Origin of the sequence: Streptomyces sp. NPDC097107 (assembly GCF_044762405.1) — a bacterium.
Classification (GTDB): domain Bacteria; phylum Actinomycetota; class Actinomycetes; order Streptomycetales; family Streptomycetaceae; genus Streptomyces; species Streptomyces thinghirensis.
This window is the reverse complement of the sequence record NZ_JBIWEF010000001.1, coordinates 336,970-358,526: the sequence shown is the minus strand read 5'-3', so window position 1 is coordinate 358,526 and position 21,557 is coordinate 336,970. Positions and strand designations below refer to the sequence as shown.

Here is a 21,557-nt window from a genome sequence, read left to right as displayed (position 1 = left end):
AGCAGCGAGCCAGTACCGAGCCAGCGCCGATTCAGTACCGAGCCACCAGGAACCACCCGTGACAACGATCACCCCCGATCCCGGGAACCAGAACGGTCCCTCAACCTCACTTCGCCCGGAAGCGGGTACGCCCGGTACGCTCACCGCCGTGCCACACGCTGATCAGTCCCAAACCACCCAGAAGGGCCACCCCGTGACCTACCCGGGACCGCCCAGGCCGGTGCGGATCTCCGCCACACCCCTCGCGGAACTCGCCGACCAGCTGGGTGTCACCGCGCCGGACAGCACCGCCGAAGTCACGGGCATCACCCATGACTCGCGCGCCGTCCGCCCCGGTGACCTGTACGCCGCCCTGCCCGGAGCCCGTCTCCACGGTGCCGACTTCGCCACCCAGGCCGCCGGCCTCGGCGCCGCCGCGGTGCTGACCGACCCGGCCGGCGCGGAGCGCGTGGCCGCCGCCGGACTGCCGGCGCTCGTCGTCGACGACCCACGCGCGCGGATGGGCGATCTGGCGGCCACGATCTACGGCCACCCCGGCCGCGACCTCCTCCAGATCGGCATCACCGGCACCTCCGGCAAGACCACCACCGCCTACCTCGTCGAAGGCGGCCTGCGCACCGCGAAGTCCACCGGGCTCATCGGCACGGTCGAGATGCGCATCGGTGACGAGCGCATCAAGTCCGAGCGCACCACGCCCGAGGCCACCGACCTCCAGGCACTGTTCGCGGTGATGCGCGAGCGCGGCACCGACGCGGTCGCCATGGAGGTCTCCAGCCACGCCCTGGTGCTCGGCCGGGTCGACGCCTGCGTCTTCGACATCGCGGTCTTCACCAACCTCAGCCCGGAGCACATGGAGTTCCACTCCGGCATGGAGGACTACTTCCAGGCGAAGGCACAGCTCTTCACGCCGGAACGCAGCAGGTTCGGCGTGGTCAACGTCGACGACGAGTACGGGCGCCGCCTCGCGAACGAGGCCACCGTCCCGGTCGTCACCTACTCCGCCGAGGGTCACCCCGACGCCGACTGGCGCGCCGACGAGGTCGAGGTCGGCCCGCTGGACTCGACGTTCACCGTGCTCGGGCCGAAGGGTGAGCGGATCGCCGCCAAGTCGCCGCTGGCCGGCCCGTTCAACGTGGCGAACACCCTCGCCGCGATCGTCGCCCTCGCCGCCGCCGGCCTCGACCCGCACACGGCCGCCGACGGTGTCGCCGCGGTGCCGGGGGTGCCGGGCCGCCTGGAGCGCGTGGACGAGGGCCAGCCGTACTTCGCGGTGGTCGACTACGCCCACAAGACCGACGCGGTCGAGTCCGTTCTCCGGGCGCTCCGCAAGGTCACCGAGGGCAAGCTGCACGCCGTGCTCGGCTGCGGCGGCGACCGGGACACCACCAAGCGGGAGCCGATGGGCGCCGCCGTGGCCCGGTTCGCCGACACCGCCGTACTGACCTCCGACAACCCCCGCTCCGAGGACCCCCTCGCGATCCTCGCCACCATGCTCCAGGGCGCGGCGTCCGTGCCCGCGCACGAGCGCGGCGAGGTCCAGGTCTTCGAGGACCGGGCCGCCGCGATCGCCGCCGCCGTCGCCCGGGCCGAGCCCGGCGACACCGTGCTGGTGGCGGGCAAGGGCCACGAGCAGGGCCAGGACATCGCCGGGGTGGTCCGTCCCTTCGACGACCGCCAGGTGCTTCGCGAAGCCATCCAGAAGACCCAGGGATGAAATCCCGATGATCCAGCTGATCCAGGGGAAGAACTTGTGATCACCCTCTCTCTCGCCGAGATCGCAGAAGTCGTCGGCGGGCGGATGCACGACATACCGGACGCGTCCGCGCAGGTCACCGGGCCGGTCGTCCGGGACTCGCGGGAAGCGGGGCCCGGCAGCCTCTTCGTCGCCTTCGTGGGCGAGCGGGTGGACGGCCACGACTTCGCGCCGGCGGTCGTCGAGGCGGGTGCGGTGGCCGTGCTCGGCTCCCGCCCCGTCGGCGTGCCCGCGATCGTCGTGGACGACGTCCAGGCCGCCCTCGGCGCCCTCGCCCGCCACGTCGTACGGCGCCTCGGCACCACCCTCGTGGCCCTCACCGGGTCCGCCGGCAAGACCAGCACCAAGGACCTCATCGCCCAGGTGCTGCGCCGCAAGGCGCCCACGGTCTTCACGCCGGGTTCCATGAACAACGAGGTCGGGCTGCCGCTCACCGCGCTCACCGCCACCGAGGAGACCAGGTTCCTCGTCCTGGAGATGGGCGCCCGCGGCATCGGCCACATCCGCTACCTCTGCGAGCTGACCCCGCCGAAGATCGGCCTCGTCCTCAACGTCGGCTCCGCGCACATCGGCGAGTTCGGCGGCCGGGAGCAGATCGCCCAGGCCAAGGGCGAACTCGTCGAGGCGCTGCCGCCGGCCGAGGCGGGCGGCGCCGCGATCCTCAACGCGGACGACCCCCTCGTACGGGCCATGGCATCCCGAACGAAGGCGAAGGTGATCCTTTTCGGAGAGTCCGACGAAGCGGACGTTCGCGGTGAGAACGTGCGACTCACGGACAGCGGACAGCCCTCGTTCAGGCTTCACACACCCTCCGGTGCAAGCGATGTGACCATGCGCCTGTACGGTGAGCACCACGTGTCGAACGCGCTCGCCGCGGCCGCCGTCGCCCACGAGTTGGGCATGTCCGCAGACGAGATCGCCACCGCGCTCTCCGAGGCGGGCTCCCTCTCCCGCTGGCGGATGGAGGTCACCGAGCGCCCGGACGGCGTGACGGTCGTCAACGACGCCTACAACGCGAACCCCGAGTCCATGAAGGCCGCGCTGCGTGCGCTCGTCGCCATGGGTAAAGCCTCACAGGCAAAGGGGGGCCGTACGTGGGCGGTGCTCGGCAAGATGGCCGAGCTCGGGGACGAGGCGCTCGCCGAGCACGACGCGGTCGGGCGGCTCGCCGTCCGGCTCAACGTCAGCAAGCTCGTCGCGGTCGGGGGCAGGGAAGCCCAATGGCTGCAACTGGGCGCATATAACGAGGGTTCGTGGGGTGAGGAGTCGGTGCACGTGTCCGACGCACAGGCGGCGGTCGACCTGTTGCGCAGCGAGCTGCGCCCGGGGGACGTCGTGCTCGTGAAGGCGTCCCGTTCGGTGGGTCTGGAGAGCGTCGCGACGGCGCTGCTGGAGACCGGCGCCGAGGGTGAGGTTGCCGCCCGATGATGAAGCAGATCCTGTTCGCGGGAGTCATTGGCCTCTTCCTGACGCTGGTCGGCACCCCGCTGCTGATCAAGCTGCTGGCCCGCAAGGGCTACGGCCAGTACATCCGAGACGACGGCCCGCGCGAGCACGCCAGCAAGCGCGGTACGCCGACCATGGGCGGTATCGCCTTCATCTTCGCGACGGTCGCCGCCTACTTCCTGGCCAAGGTGATCACCAGCTACCTGGACCCGGAGGCGGACGCGGGGCCGACCTTCTCGGGCCTGCTGGTGCTCGGCCTGATGGTGGGCATGGGCCTGGTCGGCTTCCTCGACGACTACATCAAGATCGTCAAGAGGCGCTCGCTGGGCCTGCGGGCCAAGGCGAAGATGGCCGGCCAGCTGATCGTCGGCATCGGCTTCGCGGTGCTCTCGCTCCAGTTCGCGGACAACCGCGGCAACACCCCGGCGTCCACGAAGCTGTCGTTCATCACCGACTTCGGCTGGTCGATCGGCCCGGTGCTGTTCGTCATCTGGGCGCTGTTCATGATCCTCGCGATGTCGAACGGCGTGAACCTGACCGACGGTCTGGACGGTCTGGCCACCGGCGCCTCCGTCCTGGTCTTCGGCGCCTACACCTTCATCGGCGTCTGGCAGTTCCAGGAGTCCTGCGCCAACGCGCTGACTCTGACCAATCCGGGCGCCTGTTACGAGGTGAGAGACCCCCTCGACCTCGCGGTGGTCGCCTCCGCCCTGATGGGCGCGTGTCTCGGCTTCCTGTGGTGGAACACCTCGCCGGCCAAGATCTTCATGGGCGACACCGGTTCGCTCGCGCTCGGCGGTGTGCTGGCGGGTCTGGCGATCTGCTCGCGCACCGAGCTGCTGATGGCCATCCTCGGCGGCCTGTTCGTCCTGATCACCATGTCGGTGGTCATCCAGGTCGGCTCCTTCCGCCTCACCGGGAAGCGGGTCTTCCGGATGGCGCCACTCCAGCACCACTTCGAACTCAAAGGCTGGTCCGAGGTCCTTGTCGTGGTCCGTTTCTGGATCATCCAGGGCATCTGTGTGATCGTCGGACTGGGCCTCTTCTACGCGGGATGGGCAGCGGACAAGTGACCTCCTCCTCGGTGCCTTTCGACTTCCAGGGCAAGCACGTCACCGTCGCCGGCCTCGGCGTCTCCGGTGTCCCGGCCGCCAAGGTCCTGCACGGCCTCGGCGCGCGCGTGACCGTCGTCAACGACGGCGACGACGAGCGCGCGCGGGCGCAGGCGGCCGAGCTGGAGCCGCTCGGCGTCACCGTGCGCCTCGGCGACGGGGACACGCTGCCCGACGGCACCGAGCTGATCGTCACCGCGCCCGGCTGGAAGCCCACCAAGCCGCTGTTCACGGCCGCCGGGGAGGCCGGCGTCCCCGTCTGGGGCGACGTCGAGCTGGCCTGGCGCCTGCGCGGCCGGGACGGCAGGAAAGCCGCACCCTGGCTCGCGGTCACCGGCACCAACGGCAAGACCACCACCGTCCAGATGCTGGCGTCGGTCCTGAAGGCCGCCGGCCTGCGCACCGCCGCCGTAGGCAACATCGGCGTCTCCCTGCTGGACGCGGTCACCGGCGAGACGGAGTACGACGTCCTGGCCGTGGAGCTGTCCAGCTACCAGCTCCACTGGGCGCCCTCCCTGCGCGCCCACTCGGCCACCGTCCTCAACCTCGCCCCCGACCACCTCGACTGGCACGGCTCCATGGAGGCGTACGCCGCCGACAAGGGCCGCGTCTACGAGGGCAACACCGTGGCCTGCGTCTACAACGTCGCCGACAAGGCCACCGAGGACCTGGTCCGCGAGGCCGACGTCGAGGAGGGCTGCCGGGCCGTCGGCTTCACCCTCGGCACTCCGGCACCGGGTCAACTCGGCGTCGTGGAGGACATCCTGGTCGACCGCGCCTTCGTCGAGGACCGGCAGAAGAACGCCCAGGAACTCGCCGAGGTCTCCGACGTCAACCCGCCGGCCCCGCACAACATCGCCAACGCCCTTGCCGCCGCCGCCCTCGCCCGCGCCTTCGGCGTCCCCGCCGCGGCCGTACGGGACGGACTGCGGGCCTTCACGCCCGACGCCCACCGCATCGCGCACGTCGCCGACGTCGACGGTGTGGCGTACGTGGACGACTCCAAGGCCACCAACACCCACGCCACCGAGGCCTCCTTGGCGGCGTACGAGTCGATCGTCTGGATCGCCGGCGGGCTGGCCAAGGGCGCGACCTTCGACGAGCTGGTCACGGGAGCGGCGAAGCGCCTGCGCGGTGCCGTCCTCATCGGCGCCGACCGCGCCCTGATCCGCGAAGCCCTGGCGCGACACGCCCCCGAAGTACCCGTGGTCGACCTCGACCGGACCGACACTGGTGCGATGCTCCAGGCCGTCCAGGAGGCCCAGCGACTCGCCCGGCCCGGCGACACGGTGCTGCTGGCCCCGGCCTGTGCCTCCATGGATATGTTCACCAACTACAACAAGCGCGGTGACGCGTTCGCACAGGCCGTTCGCGAACTCGGCGCCTGACCCGGCCGCCTCCTGCGCCGGGCGACCTCGGGAGGACGCGTGGGACGGTCCATGCCGACGTACAGCGGAGGCAGCGATGCCCGGTAGTCCCCAGAGCCGTACCGGACGTCCGCCCGTGCAGCGGGCCGCCAAACGACCCCCCGCACCGAGGCCGCCGCACGAGAACCCCGTGCTCCGCCCGTACCTGCGTCTGCGCCGCGCCTGGGACCGGCCGCTGACCGCGTACTACCTGATCTTCGGCGGCAGCGCGCTGATCACCGTGCTCGGCCTGGTGATGGTCTACTCGGCCTCCCAGATCACCGCGCTCCAGCTCTCGCTGCCCGGGTCGTACTTCTTCCGCAAGCAGGCCCTCGCGGCGCTGATCGGCGCCGGACTGCTCATGGCCGCCATGAAGATGCCGGTGAAGCTGCACCGGGCGCTGGCCTACCCGATCCTCGCCGGTGCCGTCTTCCTGATGATCCTGGTGCAGGTGCCGGGGATAGGGATGGCGGTCAACGGCAACCAGAACTGGATCGCGCTGGGTGGCTCCTTCCAGATCCAGCCCAGCGAGTTCGGCAAGCTGGCCCTGGTGCTGTGGGGCGCGGACCTGCTGGCCCGCAAGCAGGACAAGAAACTGCTGACCCAGTGGAAGCACATGCTGGTGCCCCTGGTGCCGGCCGCCTTCATGCTGCTCGGGCTCATCATGCTCGGCGGCGACATGGGTACGGCGATCATCCTGACGGCGATCCTGTTCGGCCTGCTGTGGCTGGCGGGCGCGCCCACGCGGCTGTTCGCCGGCGTGCTGTCGGTCGCCGTGCTGCTCGGCTTCATCCTCATCAGGACCAGCCCCAACCGCATGGCCCGGCTGAACTGCATCGGCGCCACCGACCCGGGCCCCGGCGACTCCTGCTGGCAGGCGGTGCACGGCATCTACGCCCTGGCCTCGGGCGGACTGTTCGGTTCCGGGCTCGGTGCCAGTGTGGAGAAATGGGGCCAACTCCCGGAAGCGCACACCGACTTCATCTTCGCCGTCACCGGTGAGGAACTGGGCCTGGCGGGGACGCTGTCGGTGCTCGCCCTCTTCGCGGCTCTAGGCTATGCGGGTATCCGCGTGGCCGGACGCACGGAGGACCCCTTCGTGAGGTATGCCGCGGGAGGCGTGACCACCTGGATCACGGCCCAGGCCGTGATCAACATCGGTGCGGTCCTCGGGCTGCTGCCGATCGCCGGTGTCCCCCTCCCGCTGTTCTCCTACGGGGGTTCCGCCCTGTTGCCGACCATGTTCGCCATCGGACTGCTCATCGCCTTCGCCCGCGACGAGCCCGGTGCGCGGGCGGCGCTCGCGCTGCGGCAACCTCGCTTTGGTAGAAAGCGGGGGACCGGGGGCACCGGGTCCAAGCGGAGCCCACGGAGTTGGAACACGATGCGACGGCGCGCCTCGGCGGCGCGTTCGTCCGGAGAGCGGTGAATTTCGGTGCATGTCGTACTCGCCGGCGGAGGAACCGCGGGCCACATCGAGCCCGCGCTCGCCCTCGCGGACGCCCTGCGCAGGCAGGATCCGACCGTGGGGATCACGGCCCTGGGCACGGAACGCGGCCTCGAGACCCGCCTCGTACCCGAGCGCGGGTACGAACTGGCGCTGATCCCGGCCGTACCGCTGCCGCGCAAGCCCACCCCCGAGCTGATCACCGTCCCGGGCCGGCTGCGCGGCACCATCAAGGCGGCCGAGCAGATCCTGGAACGAACCAAGGCGGACGCCGTGGCCGGCTTCGGCGGCTACGTCGCCCTGCCCGCCTACCTGGCGGCCAAGCGGCTCGGCGTGCCGATCGTCGTCCACGAGGCCAACGCCCGCCCCGGCCTGGCCAACAAGATCGGCTCGCGGTACGCCGCGCAGGTCGCCGTCTCCACCCCCGACAGCAAGCTGCGCAACTCCCGCTACATCGGCATCCCGCTGCGCCGCTCCATCGCGACGCTGGACCGGGCCGCCGCCCGTCCCGAGGCCCGCGCGATGTTCGGGCTCGACCCCAACCTGCCCACGCTGCTGGTCACCGGTGGCTCGCAGGGCGCCCGCCGCCTCAACGAGGTGGTCCAGCAGGTCGCGCCCTGGCTCCAGCAGGCGGGCATCCAGATCCTGCACGCGGTCGGGCCCAAGAATGAACTGCCGCAGGTGCACCAGATGCCGGGGATGCCCCCGTACATCCCGGTAAGTTACCTGGACCGGATGGACCTCGCGTACGCCGCGGCCGACATGATGCTCTGCCGTGCGGGCGCGATGACCGTCGCCGAACTCTCCGCCGTCGGGCTCCCGGCCGCCTACGTCCCGCTGCCCATCGGCAACGGCGAACAGCGGCTCAACGCGCAGCCGGTGGTCAAGGCCGGCGGCGGACTGCTGGTCGACGACGCGGAACTGACGCCCGAGTGGCTGCAGCACAACGTCCTCCCCGTGCTCGCCGACCCGCACCGGCTGTACGAGATGTCCCGCGCCGCCGCCGAGTTCGGCCGCCGGGATGCCGACGACCTCCTCGTCGGCATGGTGTACGAGGCGATCGCCGCCCGTGCGCACCGCTAGTCAGGGATGACGGAAGGCAGGGAGCGTGGCCGGACCGAGCACCGCCGAGCGCGGTGAACGCCAGCAGGAGTCGTCCGGCCCGCCCCGTGCGCGCCGGTTCGGCCCGCCCCGTCTTCGTACGATCATCATTCTGATCGTCGCTCTCGTGCTCGTGGCGGGCGGGACCGTCTGGCTCCTCCACGGCTCGAACTGGACGCGGGTGGAACGCGTGTCGGTCTCCGGTACTCGCGTACTGACGCCCGCTCAGGTGCGCGAGGCGGCCGACGTGCCCGTCGGGGACCCGCTGATCTCCGTGGACACCGAGGCGGTCGAGGCGCGGCTGCGCCGGAAATTGCCCCGTATCGACGAGGTCGGTGTGGAACGTTCCTGGCCGCACGGAATCGGACTGAAAGTGACGGAGCGCACCCCGGTTCTGATTGTGCAAAAGGGCCGAAAGTTCGTGGAAGTGGACGATGAAGGCGTCCGTTTCGCCACGGTTTCCCGGGCCCAGAAAGGCGTTCCCGAGCTGGAATTCGAACCCGCCGGGTCCGGCTCCGCCGCGGCGAGCCTGCGCCGCTTCGACGAGGACCGCCTGGTGCGGGAGGCGGTGCGGGTGGCCGGCCGTCTGCCGACCGCGGTCGCCCGGGACACCCGGACCGTCAAGGTCCGGTCCTACGACGACATCTCGCTGGAGTTGAGCGGCGACCGGACCGTGGCGTGGGGGAGCGGTGAGCAGGGGGTGCGGAAAGCGCGAGCGCTCACCGCGCTGATGAAAGCGGCGCCCGATGCGCGGCACTTCGACGTGAGTGCCCCCACCGCCCCCGCGTCATCGAGGAGTTGACGGGTATATGTGCAGGCCAGCACCCTGGTTGGGCAGCGCTACGGCTGATCACATAGGGTGAAAAGAAAAACGGGAGGTTCGGCGTGTTCGTTGAACGTGCGCCACTTGTCGACTTAGTGTCCTGTTCAGAAGACTTCAAGGAACAGACACACTGGTAACCCTAAACTTCAGCGTTAGGGTTCGGGTCGGCACTACGGACCGTCCCATTCGGCATCAGTCGCCGGGTCGCGGGGCACAGTGCTCCGGCGATTCGACGACACGTAACTCGAGGCGAGAGGCCTTCGACGTGGCAGCACCGCAGAACTACCTCGCAGTCATCAAAGTCATCGGTGTCGGCGGCGGTGGTGTCAATGCCATCAACCGGATGATCGAGGTCGGTCTCAAGGGCGTCGAGTTCATCGCCATCAACACCGACGCGCAAGCTCTGTTGATGAGCGACGCCGACGTCAAGCTCGACGTCGGCCGCGAACTCACCCGCGGACTCGGCGCCGGAGCCAACCCGGCCGTCGGCCGCAAGGCCGCCGAGGACCACCGCGAGGAGATCGAGGAGGTCCTCAAGGGGGCCGACATGGTCTTCGTGACAGCCGGAGAAGGCGGCGGCACCGGCACCGGCGGCGCGCCCGTCGTGGCCAACATCGCCCGCTCGCTCGGCGCCCTCACCATCGGCGTGGTCACCCGCCCCTTTACCTTCGAGGGACGGCGCCGGGCCAACCAGGCCGAGGACGGCATCGCCGAGCTCCGCGAAGAGGTCGACACCCTCATCGTCATCCCCAACGACCGGCTGCTGTCCATCTCCGACCGCCAGGTCAGCGTGCTCGACGCGTTCAAGTCCGCCGACCAGGTCCTGCTCTCCGGTGTCCAGGGCATCACCGACCTCATCACCACGCCCGGCCTGATCAACCTCGACTTCGCCGACGTGAAGTCGGTCATGTCCGAGGCCGGTTCGGCCCTGATGGGCATCGGCTCCGCCCGCGGCGACGACCGCGCGGTGGCCGCCGCCGAGATGGCGATCTCCTCGCCGCTGCTCGAGGCGTCCATCGACGGCGCCCGGGGCGTGCTGCTCTCCATCTCCGGCGGCTCCGACCTCGGCCTGTTCGAGATCAACGAGGCCGCCCAACTGGTCAGCGAGGCCGCCCACCCCGAGGCCAACATCATCTTCGGCGCGGTCATCGACGACGCCCTGGGCGACGAGGTCCGGGTCACCGTGATCGCGGCCGGCTTCGACGGGGGCCAGCCGCCGTCCAAGCAGCGGGACAACGTCCTCGGCTCCTCCACCTCGGGCAAGCGCGAGGAGCCCACCCCGGCACGGCAGACCGAGAGCCGTCCGTCCTTCGGCTCGCTCGGCAGCGTCAAGCCGAAGGAGGAGCCGGAGCCGGCGCCCGTGCAGGAGCCGGTCAGTGACCTGCCGCCGGTCTCCCCGCCGCCGGTCCCGCCGTCGAGGACCTACTCGGACAGCGCGGCCGAGGAACTGGACGTGCCGGACTTCCTGAAGTGATAGGACAGCGCGACACCGTGAACGGCGCGCACTTCGGCTTCACCGACAGGTGGGGCGGAGTGAGCGCCGTTCCGTACGAGGAGCTCAACCTCGGCGGCGCGGTCGGCGACGACCCCGGCGCCGTGACGGCCAACCGGGAGCTGGCGGCCAAGTCGCTGGGCATCGACCCGGCCCGGGTGGTCTGGATGAACCAGGTGCACGGGGCCGACGTCGCCGAGGCCGACGGACCCTGGGGGGACCGCCCGGCCCCGCGGGTCGACGCGGTCGTCACCGCCGAACGCGGCCTCGCCCTCGCCGTCCTCACCGCCGACTGCGTGCCCGTCCTGCTCGCCGACCCCGTCGCCGGCGTCGCCGGCGCGGCCCACGCGGGCCGGCCCGGCCTGGTCGCCGGGGTCGTCCCCGCCGCCGTACGGGCCATGACCGCACTCGGCGCGGACCCCACCCGGATCACCGCCCGCACCGGGCCCGCCGTGTGCGGCCGGTGCTATGAGATGCCCGAGGGGATGCGCGCCGAGGTGGCCGCGGTCGAACCGGCGGCGTACGCGGTGACGAGCTGGGGCACACCGGCGGTCGACGTGGGTGCCGGGGTGCACGCGCAGCTCGAACGCCTCGGGGTGCGCGACCGGGCGCAGTCGCCGGTGTGTACCCGGGAGTCGAAGGACCACTTCTCGTACCGACGCGACCGCACCACCGGGCGGCTCGCGGGCTATGTCTGGCTGGACTGATGGGGCATGACGGACCGTAAGCAGGAACTCGCCGAGAATCTGGCGAAAGTGGAGGAGCGCATCGCCGCGGCGTGCGAGGCCGCCGGCCGCCGCCGCGACGAGGTGACCCTCATCGTGGTCACCAAGACCTACCCGGCGGACGATGTGCGGATTCTCTCCGAACTCGGTGTGCGCCACGTCGCCGAGAACCGTGACCAGGACGCGGCACCGAAGGCCGCGGCGTGCTCGGATCTGCCGCTTTCGTGGCATTTCGTCGGCCAGTTGCAGACCAACAAGGTGCGGTCCGTGGTCGGTTACGCGGATGTCGTGCAGTCGGTCGACCGGGCCAGGCTCGTCACGGCCCTGTCGAAGGAGGCCGTGCGGGCGGGGCGCGAGGTGGGCTGCCTCCTCCAGGTCGCGCTCGACGCGGGGGAGAACGCGCGCGGTGACCGCGGTGGCGTCTCGCCCGCGGGAATCGAGGAGTTGGCCGGCCTGGTCGCCCGGTCCGAGGGGCTGCGGCTCGACGGACTGATGACCGTGGCCCCGCTCACCGGCGAGTTCGCGGGACGCCAGGAGGCGGCGTTCGAGCACCTCATGGATTTGTCGACCTACGTGCGCCGAACCCATCCGGCTGCGAACATGGTCTCCGCAGGAATGAGTGCGGACCTCGAACAGGCCGTGGCCGCCGGAGCGACACATGTGCGCGTCGGTACTGCGGTACTCGGAGTCCGACCCAGGCTCGGGTAACGTCGCCAAGAAGTCGGACCACAGCAGAAAATATGGTCATTACCGCCGAAAGGTGGACGCAACGACCTCGTGGATCGCAGGCAATTGGCAGTCGTCAGCCGATCCACCACAGAGCGGAGGACTCAGAGCATGGCCGGCGCGATGCGCAAGATGGCGGTCTACCTCGGCCTCGTGGAGGACGATGGGTACGACGGCCGGGGGTTCGACCCCGATGACGACTTCGAACCGGAACTGGACCCGGAGCCCGAGCGGGACCACCGGCGGCACGAACCGGCGCACCAGTCGCACGGTTCACATCAGCCTCTAAGGGGCGAAGAGGTACGAGTCGTACAACCGCCCGCGCCGCGCGAGCCGGTGCCCCGGGCCGCTTCGCTCGCGGCGGAATCGGGTCGCCCGGCGCGTATCGCGCCCGTGGCATCCATCACACAAGAACGCGCAAGCCTGGAAAAGAGCGCACCGGTCATCATGCCCAAGGTCGTGTCCGAACGAGAGCCCTACCGGATCACCACACTTCACCCTCGGACCTACAACGAGGCCCGTACCATCGGGGAACACTTCCGTGAGGGCACGCCGGTGATCATGAATCTCACTGAGATGGATGACACAGACGCGAAGCGACTTGTCGACTTTGCGGCCGGTTTGGTGTTTGGTCTTCACGGCAGTATCGAGCGGGTGACGCAGAAGGTGTTCCTGCTGTCTCCTGCTAACGTCGATGTCACGGCGGAGGACAAGGCCCGCATCGCAGAGGGCGGGTTCTTCAACCAGAGCTGAGACGCACCACCGGTACAGAGCAAGAACGCGGACCCGACAACGGGTCCGAGAGATGGTCAGGGGAGAGGGAAGCACAGGTCATGAGCGTGGTCCTGGATGTCGTCTACATCGCGCTGATGTGCTTCCTCATCGTGCTCATCTTCCGGTTGGTCATGGATTACGTCTTCCAGTTCGCCCGCTCGTGGCAACCCGGCAAGGCGATGGTGGTCGTTCTGGAGGCCACCTACACTGTCACCGATCCACCGTTGAAGCTTCTGCGGCGGTTCATTCCGCCGCTGCGTCTCGGGGGCGTGGCGCTCGACCTGTCCTTCTTCGTACTGATGATCATCGTCTACATCCTGATCTCGATCGTGAGCCGGCTGTGATCGATGTGAGAGATACGGGCTTGCCGAATGCCGACGACAACGTTGAGGTGAAGAGATGCCGTTGACCCCCGAGGACGTGCGGAACAAGCAGTTCACGACCGTCCGCCTCCGAGAAGGCTATGACGAGGACGAGGTCGATGCCTTCCTCGACGAGGTCGAAGCCGAACTGACCCGACTGCTCCGCGAGAACGAGGACCTGCGCGCCAAACTGGCCGCGGCGACGCGCGCGGCTGCGCAGAACCAGCAGAACATGCGCAAGCCTCCGGAACCGCCGCAGGACCAGCAGCAACAGCAGCAGCAACAGCAGCATCAGCAGCCGCCACAGCATCAGCAGCACCCGCAGCAGCAGCAGGGCATGCCGCAGCAGGGCATGCGAGGTCCCGGCGCTCCGGTGCCCGCCGGCATATCGGGCCCGCCGCAGCAGCAGATGGGTGGCCCCATGGGTGGCCCGCCCCAGCTGCCCAGCGGTGCTCCGCAGCTGCCCGCCGGTCCCGGCGGTCAGGGTGGCCCGCAGGGTCCCGGCCCGATGGGTCAGGGTCCCGGGCCGATGGGCCAGGGTGGCCACGGTCCGATGCAGGGTCAGATGGGCCCCGGTCCGATGGGTGGGCCCATGGGCGGCCCGCAGGGTCCCGGTGGCCCCGGCATGCCCGGTCAGGGCGGCCCCGGTGGCGACAGTGCCGCCCGTGTCCTCTCGCTGGCCCAGCAGACCGCCGACCAGGCGATCGCCGAGGCTCGTTCCGAGGCCAACAAGATCGTCGGCGAGGCGCGTTCGCGTGCCGAGGGTCTGGAGCGGGACGCCCGTGCCAAGGCCGACGCCCTGGAGCGGGACGCGCAGGAGAAGCACCGCGTCGCGATGGGCTCCCTGGAGTCCGCCCGCGCCACGCTGGAGCGCAAGGTCGAGGACCTGCGTGGCTTCGAGCGCGAGTACCGGACGCGACTGAAGTCGTACCTGGAGTCGCAGCTGCGTCAGCTGGAGACCCAGGCGGACGACTCGCTCGCCCCGCCGCGTACGCCCGCCACGGCCTCCCTGCCGCCGTCCCCGGCGCCCTCGATGGCTCCGGCCGGCGCGAGTGCGCCGTCTTACGGCGGCAACCAGTCGATGGGCAGCGGTCCGAGCCAGAACGGTCCGTCCTACGGCGGTCAGCAGCAGATGTCGCCGGCGATGACCCAGCCGATGGCTCCGGTGCGGCCGCAGGGGCCGTCGCCGATGGGGCAGGCGCCCTCGCCGATGCGCGGGTTCCTGATCGACGAGGACGACAACTGACGAACGGTAGTACGGCGTAGCCGTCGGCAGCGTTCAGGGCGGGCCCCGGGTTTCTGACCCGGGGCCCGCCCTTTTGTCGTGCGCGGTGCCGGGTGCGGGGCGTTGGTGGCCGGGGTGGGGTGCGCGGCCCGGCGCCGGCTGGGGCCTCCCCCACGCTCGGCTTCTCCCTCGTCTTCGCTCGCGGGGGCCCCGTGAGCGGGAGGTGCCCCCACCGCCCACCCGTGCCGCCCCCGGGGGTACCTCCCAGGCCGTTCGGATACTGGGGGAGGCACGACTGCCCGCAGCTGCGGTGGGATGACGAGAGGCCCGGTCTCCCCTCCAGGAGACCGGGCCTCTCGCGGTCAGCTACTGCTTGCGCAGGCGGAACGTCAGGGACAGGCCCTCGTCCGTGAACGGCTCCCCGTACGCGTCGTCGGCCTCGCCCTGGGCGAAGTCCGTGGCGAGGACCTCCTCCGCGATCAGGGCGCTGTGCCCGCTCAGCGCGTCGACGGTCGCCTCGTCCGCGGCCGTCCACCGCAGCGCGATCCGGTCGGCGACGTCGAGGCCGCTGTTCTTGCGGGCCTCCTGGATCAGGCGGATCGCGTCCCGGGCGAGACCGGCCCGGCGCAGCTCCTCCGTGATCTCCAGGTCCAGCGCCACCGTCGCGCCCGAGTCGGAGGCGACCGACCAGCCCTCGCGCGGCGTCTCCGTGATGATCACCTCGTCGGGGGCGAGGGCGATCGTCTCGCCGTCGGCCTCCACCGAGGCCGTGCCCTCGCGCAGGGCGAGGGAGAGCGCCGCGGCGTCCGTGTTCGCGACGGCCTTCGCGACGTCCTGGACGCGCTTGCCGAACCGCTTGCCCAGCGCACGGAAGTTGGCCTTCGCCGTCGTGTCGACCAGGCTGCCGCCGACCTCGCTCAGCGACGCGAGCGACTCGACGTTCAGCTCCTCCGTGATCTGCGAGTGCAGCTCGGGGGAGAGCGTGTCGAAGCCCGACACGGCGATCAGCGCGCGGCTGAGCGGCTGGCGGGTCTTGACGCCCGACTCCGCGCGGGTGGCACGGCCCAGTTCGACCAGGCGGCGGACCAGCACCATCTGCTTCGACAGCTCCGGGTCGATCGCCGACAGGTCCGCCTCCGGCCACGAGGACAGGTGCACCGACTCGGGAGCGCCCGGGGTGACCGGCACGACCAGGTCCTGCCAGACCCGCTCGGTGATGAACGGGGTCAGCGGGGCCATGAGCTTGGTGACCGTCTCGACGACCTCGTGCAGTGTGCGCAGTGCCGCCTTGTCGCCCTGCCAGAAGCGGCGGCGGGAGCGGCGTACGTACCAGTTGGACAGGTCGTCGACGAACGCGGACAGCAGCTTGCCGGCGCGCTGGGTGTCGTAGGCGTCCAGCGCCTGCGTGACCTGGTCGGTGAGCGCGTGCAGCTCGGAGAGCAGCCAGCGGTCCAGGACCGGGCGGTCGGCGGGCGCCGGGTCGGCCTCGCTCGGGGACCAGCCCGTGGTGCGGGCGTACAGGGCCTGGAAGGCGACCGTGTTCCAGTACGTGAGGAGCGTCTTGCGGACGACCTCCTGGATGGTGCCGTGACCGACCCGCCGGGCCGCCCACGGGGAGCCGCCGGCCGCCATGAACCAGCGGACCGCGTCCGCGCCGTGCCGGTCCATGAGGGGGACCGGGTCCAGTGTGTTGCCCAGGTGCTTGGACATCTTGCGGCCGTCCTCGGCGAGGATGTGGCCGAGGCAGACGACGTTCTCGTAACTCGACTTGTCGAAGACCAGGGTGCCGACCGCCATCAGCGTGTAGAACCAGCCGCGGGTCTGGTCGATGGCCTCGGAGATGAACTGCGCCGGGTACCGGCTCTCGAACAACTCCTTGTTCTTGTGCGGGTAGCCCCACTGCGCGAACGGCATCGAGCCCGAGTCGTACCAGGCGTCGATGACCTCCGGAACGCGTGTGGCGGTCTTGCCGCACCCGTCCTGCGGGCACGCGAAGGTGACCTTGTCGATGTACGGGCGGTGCGGGTCCAGGGCGGACTGGTCGGTGCCGGTCAGCTCGGTCAGTTCGGCGCGGGAGCCCGCCACCGTGAGGTGGTCGTCCTCGCAGCGCCAGATCGGCAGCGGGGTGCCCCAGTAGCGGTTGCGGGAGAGCGCCCAGTCGATGTTGTTGTTCAGCCAGTCGCCGTACCGGCCGTGCTTGACCGAGTCCGGGAACCAGTTGGTCTTCTCGTTCTCCTGGAGGAGGCGTTCCTTGACGGCCGTGGTGCGGATGTACCAGGACGGCTGCGCGTAGTACAGCAGCGCGGTGTGGCAGCGCCAGCAGTGCGGGTAGCTGTGCTCGTACGGGATGTGCTTGAAGAGCAGGCCCCGGGCGTCCAGGTCCTCCGTCAGCTGCTCGTCGGCCTTCTTGAAGAAGACGCCGCCGACCAGCGGGAGGCCCTCCTCGAAGGTGCCGTCCGGGCGGACCGGGTTGACCACGGGCAGGCCGTAGGCGCGGCAGACCTTGAGGTCGTCCTCACCGAAGGCGGGGGACTGGTGGACCAGACCGGTGCCGTCCTCGGTGGTGACGTAGTCGGCGTTCACCACGAAGTGGGCGGGCTCGGGGAAGTCGACCAGCTCGAAGGGGCGCTGGTACGTCCAGCGCTCCATTTCGGCACCGGTGAAGGACTGGCCGGTGGTCTCCCAGCCCTCGCCGAGGGCCTTGCCGACCAGCGGCTCGGCGACGACGAGCTTCTCCGTACCTTCCGGGCCCTTCGTGGCGACGACGTAGGTGACCTCGGGGTGCGCGGCGACCGCCGTGTTGGACACCAGGGTCCAGGGCGTGGTCGTCCAGATCAGGAGCGCGGCCTCGCCGGCCAGCGGGCCGGAGGTCAGCGGGAAGCGCACGAAGACGGACGGGTCGACGACCGTCTCGTAGCCCTGCGCCAGCTCGTGGTCGGACAGGCCGGTGCCGCAGCGGGGGCACCAGGGGGCGACGCGGTGGTCCTGGACCAGCAGGCCCTTGTCGAAGATCTCCTTCAGCGACCACCAGACGGACTCGATGTACTCGGGGTCCATCGTGCGGTACGGGTCCTGGAGGTCGGCCCAGTAACCCATGCGGGTCGTGAGCTCCTCGAAGGCGTCGGTGTGGCGGGTCACCGATTCGCGGCACTTGGCGTTGAACTCGGCGATGCCGTACGCCTCGATGTCCTGCTTGCCGGAGAAGCCCAGCTCCTTCTCCACCGCCAGCTCGACCGGCAGGCCGTGGCAGTCCCAGCCGGCCTTGCGGCCCACGTGGTATCCGCGCATGGTGCGGAAGCGGGGGAAGACGTCCTTGAAGACGCGGGCCTCGATGTGGTGGGCGCCCGGCATGCCGTTCGCGGTGGGCGGGCCCTCGTAGAACACCCACTCGGGGCGGCCCTCGGACTGCTCCAGGCTCTTGGCGAAGATCTTCTGCTCGCGCCAGAAGTCGAGCACCGCGTGTTCGAGCGCGGGCAGGTCGACCTGGGCGGGCACCTGGCGGTACTGCGGCTGCGTATTCAACGAGCTTCCTCCGGCGGACGTGCTGCCTTCCGTCGGAGGGACGAGAGCCGTGCTCCCGCGGTACCACCCTCCTTGGCTTCCCGGTGCGTCGTGTGCGCCGGTGAGCCCCCTCATTGGGGTCGCGAGCCGGTTCTACTCGCCGTGGCCTTTCCGTCACGGCTTTCTTCCGGCGGCTCCGGGGTGATCTTCACGTCGCGCCTTGCCCCCGGGCTCACACCGTCCCCGGGTCGCTCTGGGCCGCTTACGCCGCTACTCGTCCCCATCCACGCTTTTCGCTGCGCCCAGTGTACGGCGCCGAGCGGACAGCGGCCGACCGGTTTTGGCGCCGGGTGGAGCGGGGGCGCCCTACGGCCTCCTCGCGGTCCGGCGTGACCCGAATGCCGCGGCCGTGCATTCGGCTCCCGGTGCGTCCGGCAGGGGGCCGGCCCGGCGGATTACCGGGCGGGGAGCTGGGCACAACGCATGCATGCTCGCCGCGCGGCGCACGGTGGGCGGGCGAATCGGGCGGCGTGCCCCGTTGCCGCGGGGCCCAAGTCGATTTATCGTCCCAGCACGATTCGCGCGCAAGATCACAATATGTGAAGGGGCCGCGGCCATGGTGGCGAAGAAGACCGCCGGAGAGCAGTCGGAGGCGACTGGGAAGAAGTCCGCTGCCAGGAAGACGACGGCCGCGAAGAAGAGCACCGAAGACGAGAGCACCACCGCGGAGAAGACCGCGGCCAGGAAGACCGCGGCCAAGAAGAGCACGGCCACGGCCAAGAAGACCCCGGCCAGGAAGACCCCGGCCAAGAAGAGCACGGCCACGGCCAAGAAGACCGCGGCCAAGAAGACCGCGGCCAAGAAGACCGCGGCCAAGAAGAGCACGGCGAAGAAGAGCACGGCCAAGAAAGTGGGCGCGGCCGAGGCCGCGGAGCAGACGGGAGCCACGACGGTGGTTGCGAAGAAGACTCCTGGCACGGCCACGGCGGCCAAGACCGCCGTTCCCAAGGCCCGCGGCGCCGCGGACCCCGGCGACCTCGCGGTACGCCCCGGCGAGGAACCCTGGACCCCGCAAGAGGTCGAGGAGGCACGTGGGGAGCTGCAGTCCGAGGCCGACCGGCTGCGCACCGAGATCGACTCCTCGGAGCGGTCCCTGCAGGGCATGATGCGGGACTCCGGGGACGGTGCCGGCGACGACGAGGCGGACACCGGCAGCAAGAACATCACGCGCGAGCACGAACTGGCGCTGGCCGCCACCGCGCGCGAGGTGCTCACCCAGACCGAGCGCGCCCTGGAACGCCTGGACGCGGGCACCTACGGCCTGTGCGAGAACTGCGGCAACCCCATCGGCAAGGCACGCATGCAGGCCTTCCCGAGGGCCACCCTGTGCGTCGAGTGCAAGCAGAAGCAGGAGCGACGGTACTGATCAGCGGCCGGGACGGAAGGCGTGCCGTACCCTCGTCCTCAGTCAGGTACCTAGGCTGAGGGACTCACGTGGCAGAGGCGGAGCGCATCATCGGTACGCCGGACACCCCGGAAGCGGCGGGGGGCGGGCAGGAGCGGCCCGACGCCGAGCAGGAGCAGCCCCCGGAGCGCCCCAGGGGCAAGCGGCGTATCGCCGTGCTGTTCGCGGTGGCCGCGTTCGCTTACGCCCTCGACCTGGTCAGCAAGATGATCGTGGTCGCCAAGCTGGAGCACCAGGAGCCCATCGAGGTCGTCGGGGACTGGCTGCGGTTCGTGGCGATCCGCAACGCGGGCGCGGCCTTCGGCTTCGGCGAGGCCTTCACCGTGATCTTCACGGTGATCGCGGCGGCCGTCATCGTGGTGATCGCCCGCCTCGCGCGCAAGCTGTACAGCCTGCCCTGGGCGATCGCGCTCGGCATGCTGCTCGGCGGCGCCCTCGGCAACCTCACCGACCGGATCTTCCGTGCGCCCGGTGTCTTCGAGGGCGCGGTCGTGGACTTCATCGCGCCCAAGCACTTCGCCGTCTTCAACCTCGCCGACTCGGCGATCGTCTGCGGCGGCATCCTGATCGTCATCCTCTCCTTCCGGGGCCTCGACCCGGACGGGACCGTCCACAAGGACTGACCGTCCACAAGGACTGACCGTCCACAAGGACTGACCGTCCACAAGGACTGACCGTCCACAATGACCGACCGTCCACAATGGCCGGACCGTCCACAGCGACCGCCCGCGCGGTCGGGAGTGTCCGGCCCGTCCGGCATACTCGACGGGTGAGCACGATTCCCGAGATCCGTACCCTGCCCGTGCCGGACGGCCTGGAGGGCGAGCGCGTCGACGCCGCCATCTCCCGCATGTTCGGCTTCTCCCGTACCAAGGCCGCGGAGCTCGCCGCGGCGGGCAAGGTGCAGGTCGACGGATCGGTGGTCGGCAAGTCCGAGCGCGTCCACGGCGGCGCCTGGCTCGAGGTCGAGATGCCGCAGGCGCCCGCGCCCGTGCAGGTGGTCGCCGAGCCCGTCGAGGGCATGGAGATCGTGCACGACGACGCCGACGTGGTCGTGATCGTCAAGCCGGTCGGCGTCGCCGCCCACCCCTCGCCCGGCTGGAGCGGACCGACGGTCATCGGCGGACTGGCCGCCGCCGGGTACCGCATCTCCACGTCCGGCGCCGCCGAGCGGCAGGGCATCGTGCACCGCCTCGACGTGGGCACGTCCGGCCTGATGGCGGTGGCGAAGTCGGAGCGGGCGTACACCTCGCTCAAGCGCCAGTTCAAGGAGCGCACGGTCGACAAGCGCTACCACACGCTCGTGCAGGGCCACCCCGACCCGACCAGCGGCACCATCGACGCCCCCATCGGCCGCCACCCCCAGCACGACTACAAGTGGGCCGTCACCGCCGAGGGCAAGCCCTCCGTCACGCACTACGACCTCATCGAGGCATTCCGCGCCGCCTCCCTGCTCGACGTGAAGCTGGAGACCGGCCGCACCCACCAGATCCGCGTCCACATGGCCGCCCACCGCCACCCCTGCGTCGGCGACCTGACCTACGGCGCCGATCCCACGCTCGCCAAGCGGCTGCGCCTGACCCGCCAGTGGCTGCACGCCGTACGGCTCGGCTTCGAGCACCCCGGCGACGGGCAGTGGGTCGAGTACGCCAGCGACTACCCCGACGACCTCCAGCAGGCCCTGGACCTGGTCCGCGAGGAGACCTACGGATGAGTGGCCCGCACCGGGCGCTCTCGTACGTGGTGCGGGTGGCCGAGGATCCCGGTGACCGGGAGGCGTGCTTCGCGGTGCGCAAGGACGTCTTCGTGGTCGAGCAGAAGGTCCCCGAGGACATCGAGTACGACTCCTACGACGCCGACGCCGTGCATGTCCTGGCGGTCCGGGTGGACGGTGTACCCCTGGGCACCGGCCGGCTGCTGCACGGCGAGGCCGCCGCGGCGAAGAACGGCGACGGCGACCCGGCCGTCGGCTCGCTCGGCCGGCTCGCGGTGACCGCGCGGGCCCGCGGAGCGGGTGTCGGGGCCGCGCTGGTGCGGGCCGTCGAGGACGCCGCACGCGCGCGTGGACTCACCGCGGTGGACCTGCACGCGCAGACCCACGCCCTGGGCTTCTACGAGCTACTGGGGTACGAGGCGTACGGACCCGAGTTCCCCGACGCCGGGATTCCCCACCGCGCGATGCGGCGCGCCCTGTAGGCG

18 protein-coding genes are annotated in these 21,557 nt (G+C 70.5%); 17 read left to right on the top strand and 1 reads right to left on the bottom strand.

Annotated features, from left to right (window positions below):
* Positions 1-193: 193 nt before the first annotated feature.
* From ACIQ1J_RS01685 to divIVA, 13 genes are all read left to right on the top strand, one after another.
* A complete protein-coding gene (locus ACIQ1J_RS01685) occupies positions 194-1,714 on the top strand; it encodes a UDP-N-acetylmuramoyl-L-alanyl-D-glutamate--2,6-diaminopimelate ligase (protein WP_403553788.1) in 1,521 nt (506 codons plus the stop codon).
* Between the two features lie 36 nt (positions 1,715-1,750).
* On the top strand, positions 1,751-3,181 hold the full coding sequence (murF, locus tag ACIQ1J_RS01680) for a UDP-N-acetylmuramoyl-tripeptide--D-alanyl-D-alanine ligase (RefSeq protein ID WP_403553176.1): 1,431 nt from the start codon (positions 1,751-1,753) through the stop codon (positions 3,179-3,181).
* A complete protein-coding gene (gene mraY / locus ACIQ1J_RS01675; protein WP_121746548.1) occupies positions 3,181-4,272 on the top strand; it encodes a phospho-N-acetylmuramoyl-pentapeptide-transferase in 1,092 nt (363 codons plus the stop codon). Before murF ends, mraY begins: the two co-directional genes overlap by 1 nt.
* Before the next feature lie 11 nt (positions 4,273-4,283).
* Entirely contained in the window at positions 4,284-5,699 is a 1,416-nt protein-coding gene (gene murD, locus ACIQ1J_RS01670; protein WP_403553785.1) for a UDP-N-acetylmuramoyl-L-alanine--D-glutamate ligase, read from the top strand.
* A gap of 76 nt (positions 5,700-5,775) precedes the next feature.
* The gene (gene ftsW, locus ACIQ1J_RS01665; protein ID WP_403553174.1) at positions 5,776-7,146 is read left to right on the top strand and encodes a putative lipid II flippase FtsW; all 1,371 of its coding nucleotides are present in this window, start codon (positions 5,776-5,778) and stop codon (positions 7,144-7,146) included.
* A gap of 6 nt (positions 7,147-7,152) precedes the next feature.
* Complete coding sequence (murG, locus tag ACIQ1J_RS01660) at positions 7,153-8,247, top strand: undecaprenyldiphospho-muramoylpentapeptide beta-N-acetylglucosaminyltransferase (protein WP_210958995.1); 1,095 nt, start codon at positions 7,153-7,155, stop codon at positions 8,245-8,247.
* Between the two features lie 25 nt (positions 8,248-8,272).
* On the top strand, positions 8,273-9,067 hold the full coding sequence (gene ftsQ / locus ACIQ1J_RS01655; protein ID WP_403553172.1) for a cell division protein FtsQ: 795 nt from the start codon (positions 8,273-8,275) through the stop codon (positions 9,065-9,067).
* Between the two features lie 286 nt (positions 9,068-9,353).
* The gene (gene ftsZ, locus ACIQ1J_RS01650; protein WP_210958999.1) at positions 9,354-10,562 is read left to right on the top strand and encodes a cell division protein FtsZ; all 1,209 of its coding nucleotides are present in this window, start codon (positions 9,354-9,356) and stop codon (positions 10,560-10,562) included.
* Positions 10,559-11,287 (top strand): peptidoglycan editing factor PgeF, encoded by a 729-nt coding sequence (gene pgeF / locus ACIQ1J_RS01645; RefSeq protein WP_210959001.1) that lies wholly within the window; start codon positions 10,559-10,561, stop codon positions 11,285-11,287. The genes ftsZ and pgeF overlap by 4 nt, the downstream gene beginning before the upstream one ends.
* Before the next feature lie 6 nt (positions 11,288-11,293).
* Entirely contained in the window at positions 11,294-12,013 is a 720-nt protein-coding gene (locus ACIQ1J_RS01640; protein WP_403553169.1) for a YggS family pyridoxal phosphate-dependent enzyme, read from the top strand.
* Between the two features lie 129 nt (positions 12,014-12,142).
* Positions 12,143-12,784 carry a cell division protein SepF gene (locus tag ACIQ1J_RS01635; protein ID WP_403553167.1) on the top strand — a complete coding sequence of 214 codons (642 nt, stop codon included), beginning with the start codon at positions 12,143-12,145 and terminating at the stop codon, positions 12,782-12,784.
* 80 nt (positions 12,785-12,864) lie between these two features.
* Positions 12,865-13,149, top strand: coding sequence for a YggT family protein (locus ACIQ1J_RS01630; protein ID WP_007448661.1), 285 nt, complete (start codon positions 12,865-12,867; stop codon positions 13,147-13,149).
* Between the two features lie 55 nt (positions 13,150-13,204).
* Entirely contained in the window at positions 13,205-14,413 is a 1,209-nt protein-coding gene (gene divIVA / locus ACIQ1J_RS01625) for an apical growth/hyphal branching protein DivIVA (protein WP_403553164.1), read from the top strand.
* Between the two features lie 345 nt (positions 14,414-14,758).
* Here divIVA and ileS read toward each other — a convergent pair whose 3' ends face one another.
* Entirely contained in the window at positions 14,759-17,914 is a 3,156-nt protein-coding gene (gene ileS / locus ACIQ1J_RS01620) for an isoleucine--tRNA ligase (protein ID WP_403553162.1), read from the bottom strand.
* A gap of 595 nt (positions 17,915-18,509) precedes the next feature.
* Between ileS and ACIQ1J_RS01615 the strand changes: the two genes are divergently transcribed.
* The 4 genes from ACIQ1J_RS01615 (at position 18,510) to ACIQ1J_RS01600 (ending at position 21,554) form a co-directional block, all read left to right on the top strand.
* The gene (locus tag ACIQ1J_RS01615; protein WP_403553160.1) at positions 18,510-19,319 is read left to right on the top strand and encodes a TraR/DksA C4-type zinc finger protein; all 810 of its coding nucleotides are present in this window, start codon (positions 18,510-18,512) and stop codon (positions 19,317-19,319) included.
* Between the two features lie 68 nt (positions 19,320-19,387).
* Positions 19,388-19,981: a signal peptidase II gene (gene lspA / locus ACIQ1J_RS01610; protein ID WP_210959012.1), complete on the top strand. Its 594-nt coding sequence runs from the start codon at positions 19,388-19,390 to the stop codon at positions 19,979-19,981.
* Positions 19,982-20,127: 146 nt separating this feature from the next.
* On the top strand, positions 20,128-21,072 hold the full coding sequence (locus ACIQ1J_RS01605) for an RluA family pseudouridine synthase (RefSeq protein WP_403553158.1): 945 nt from the start codon (positions 20,128-20,130) through the stop codon (positions 21,070-21,072).
* Positions 21,069-21,554 carry a GNAT family N-acetyltransferase gene (locus ACIQ1J_RS01600; protein ID WP_403553156.1) on the top strand — a complete coding sequence of 162 codons (486 nt, stop codon included), beginning with the start codon at positions 21,069-21,071 and terminating at the stop codon, positions 21,552-21,554. Before ACIQ1J_RS01605 ends, ACIQ1J_RS01600 begins: the two co-directional genes overlap by 4 nt.
* Positions 21,555-21,557: the final 3 nt, after the last annotated feature.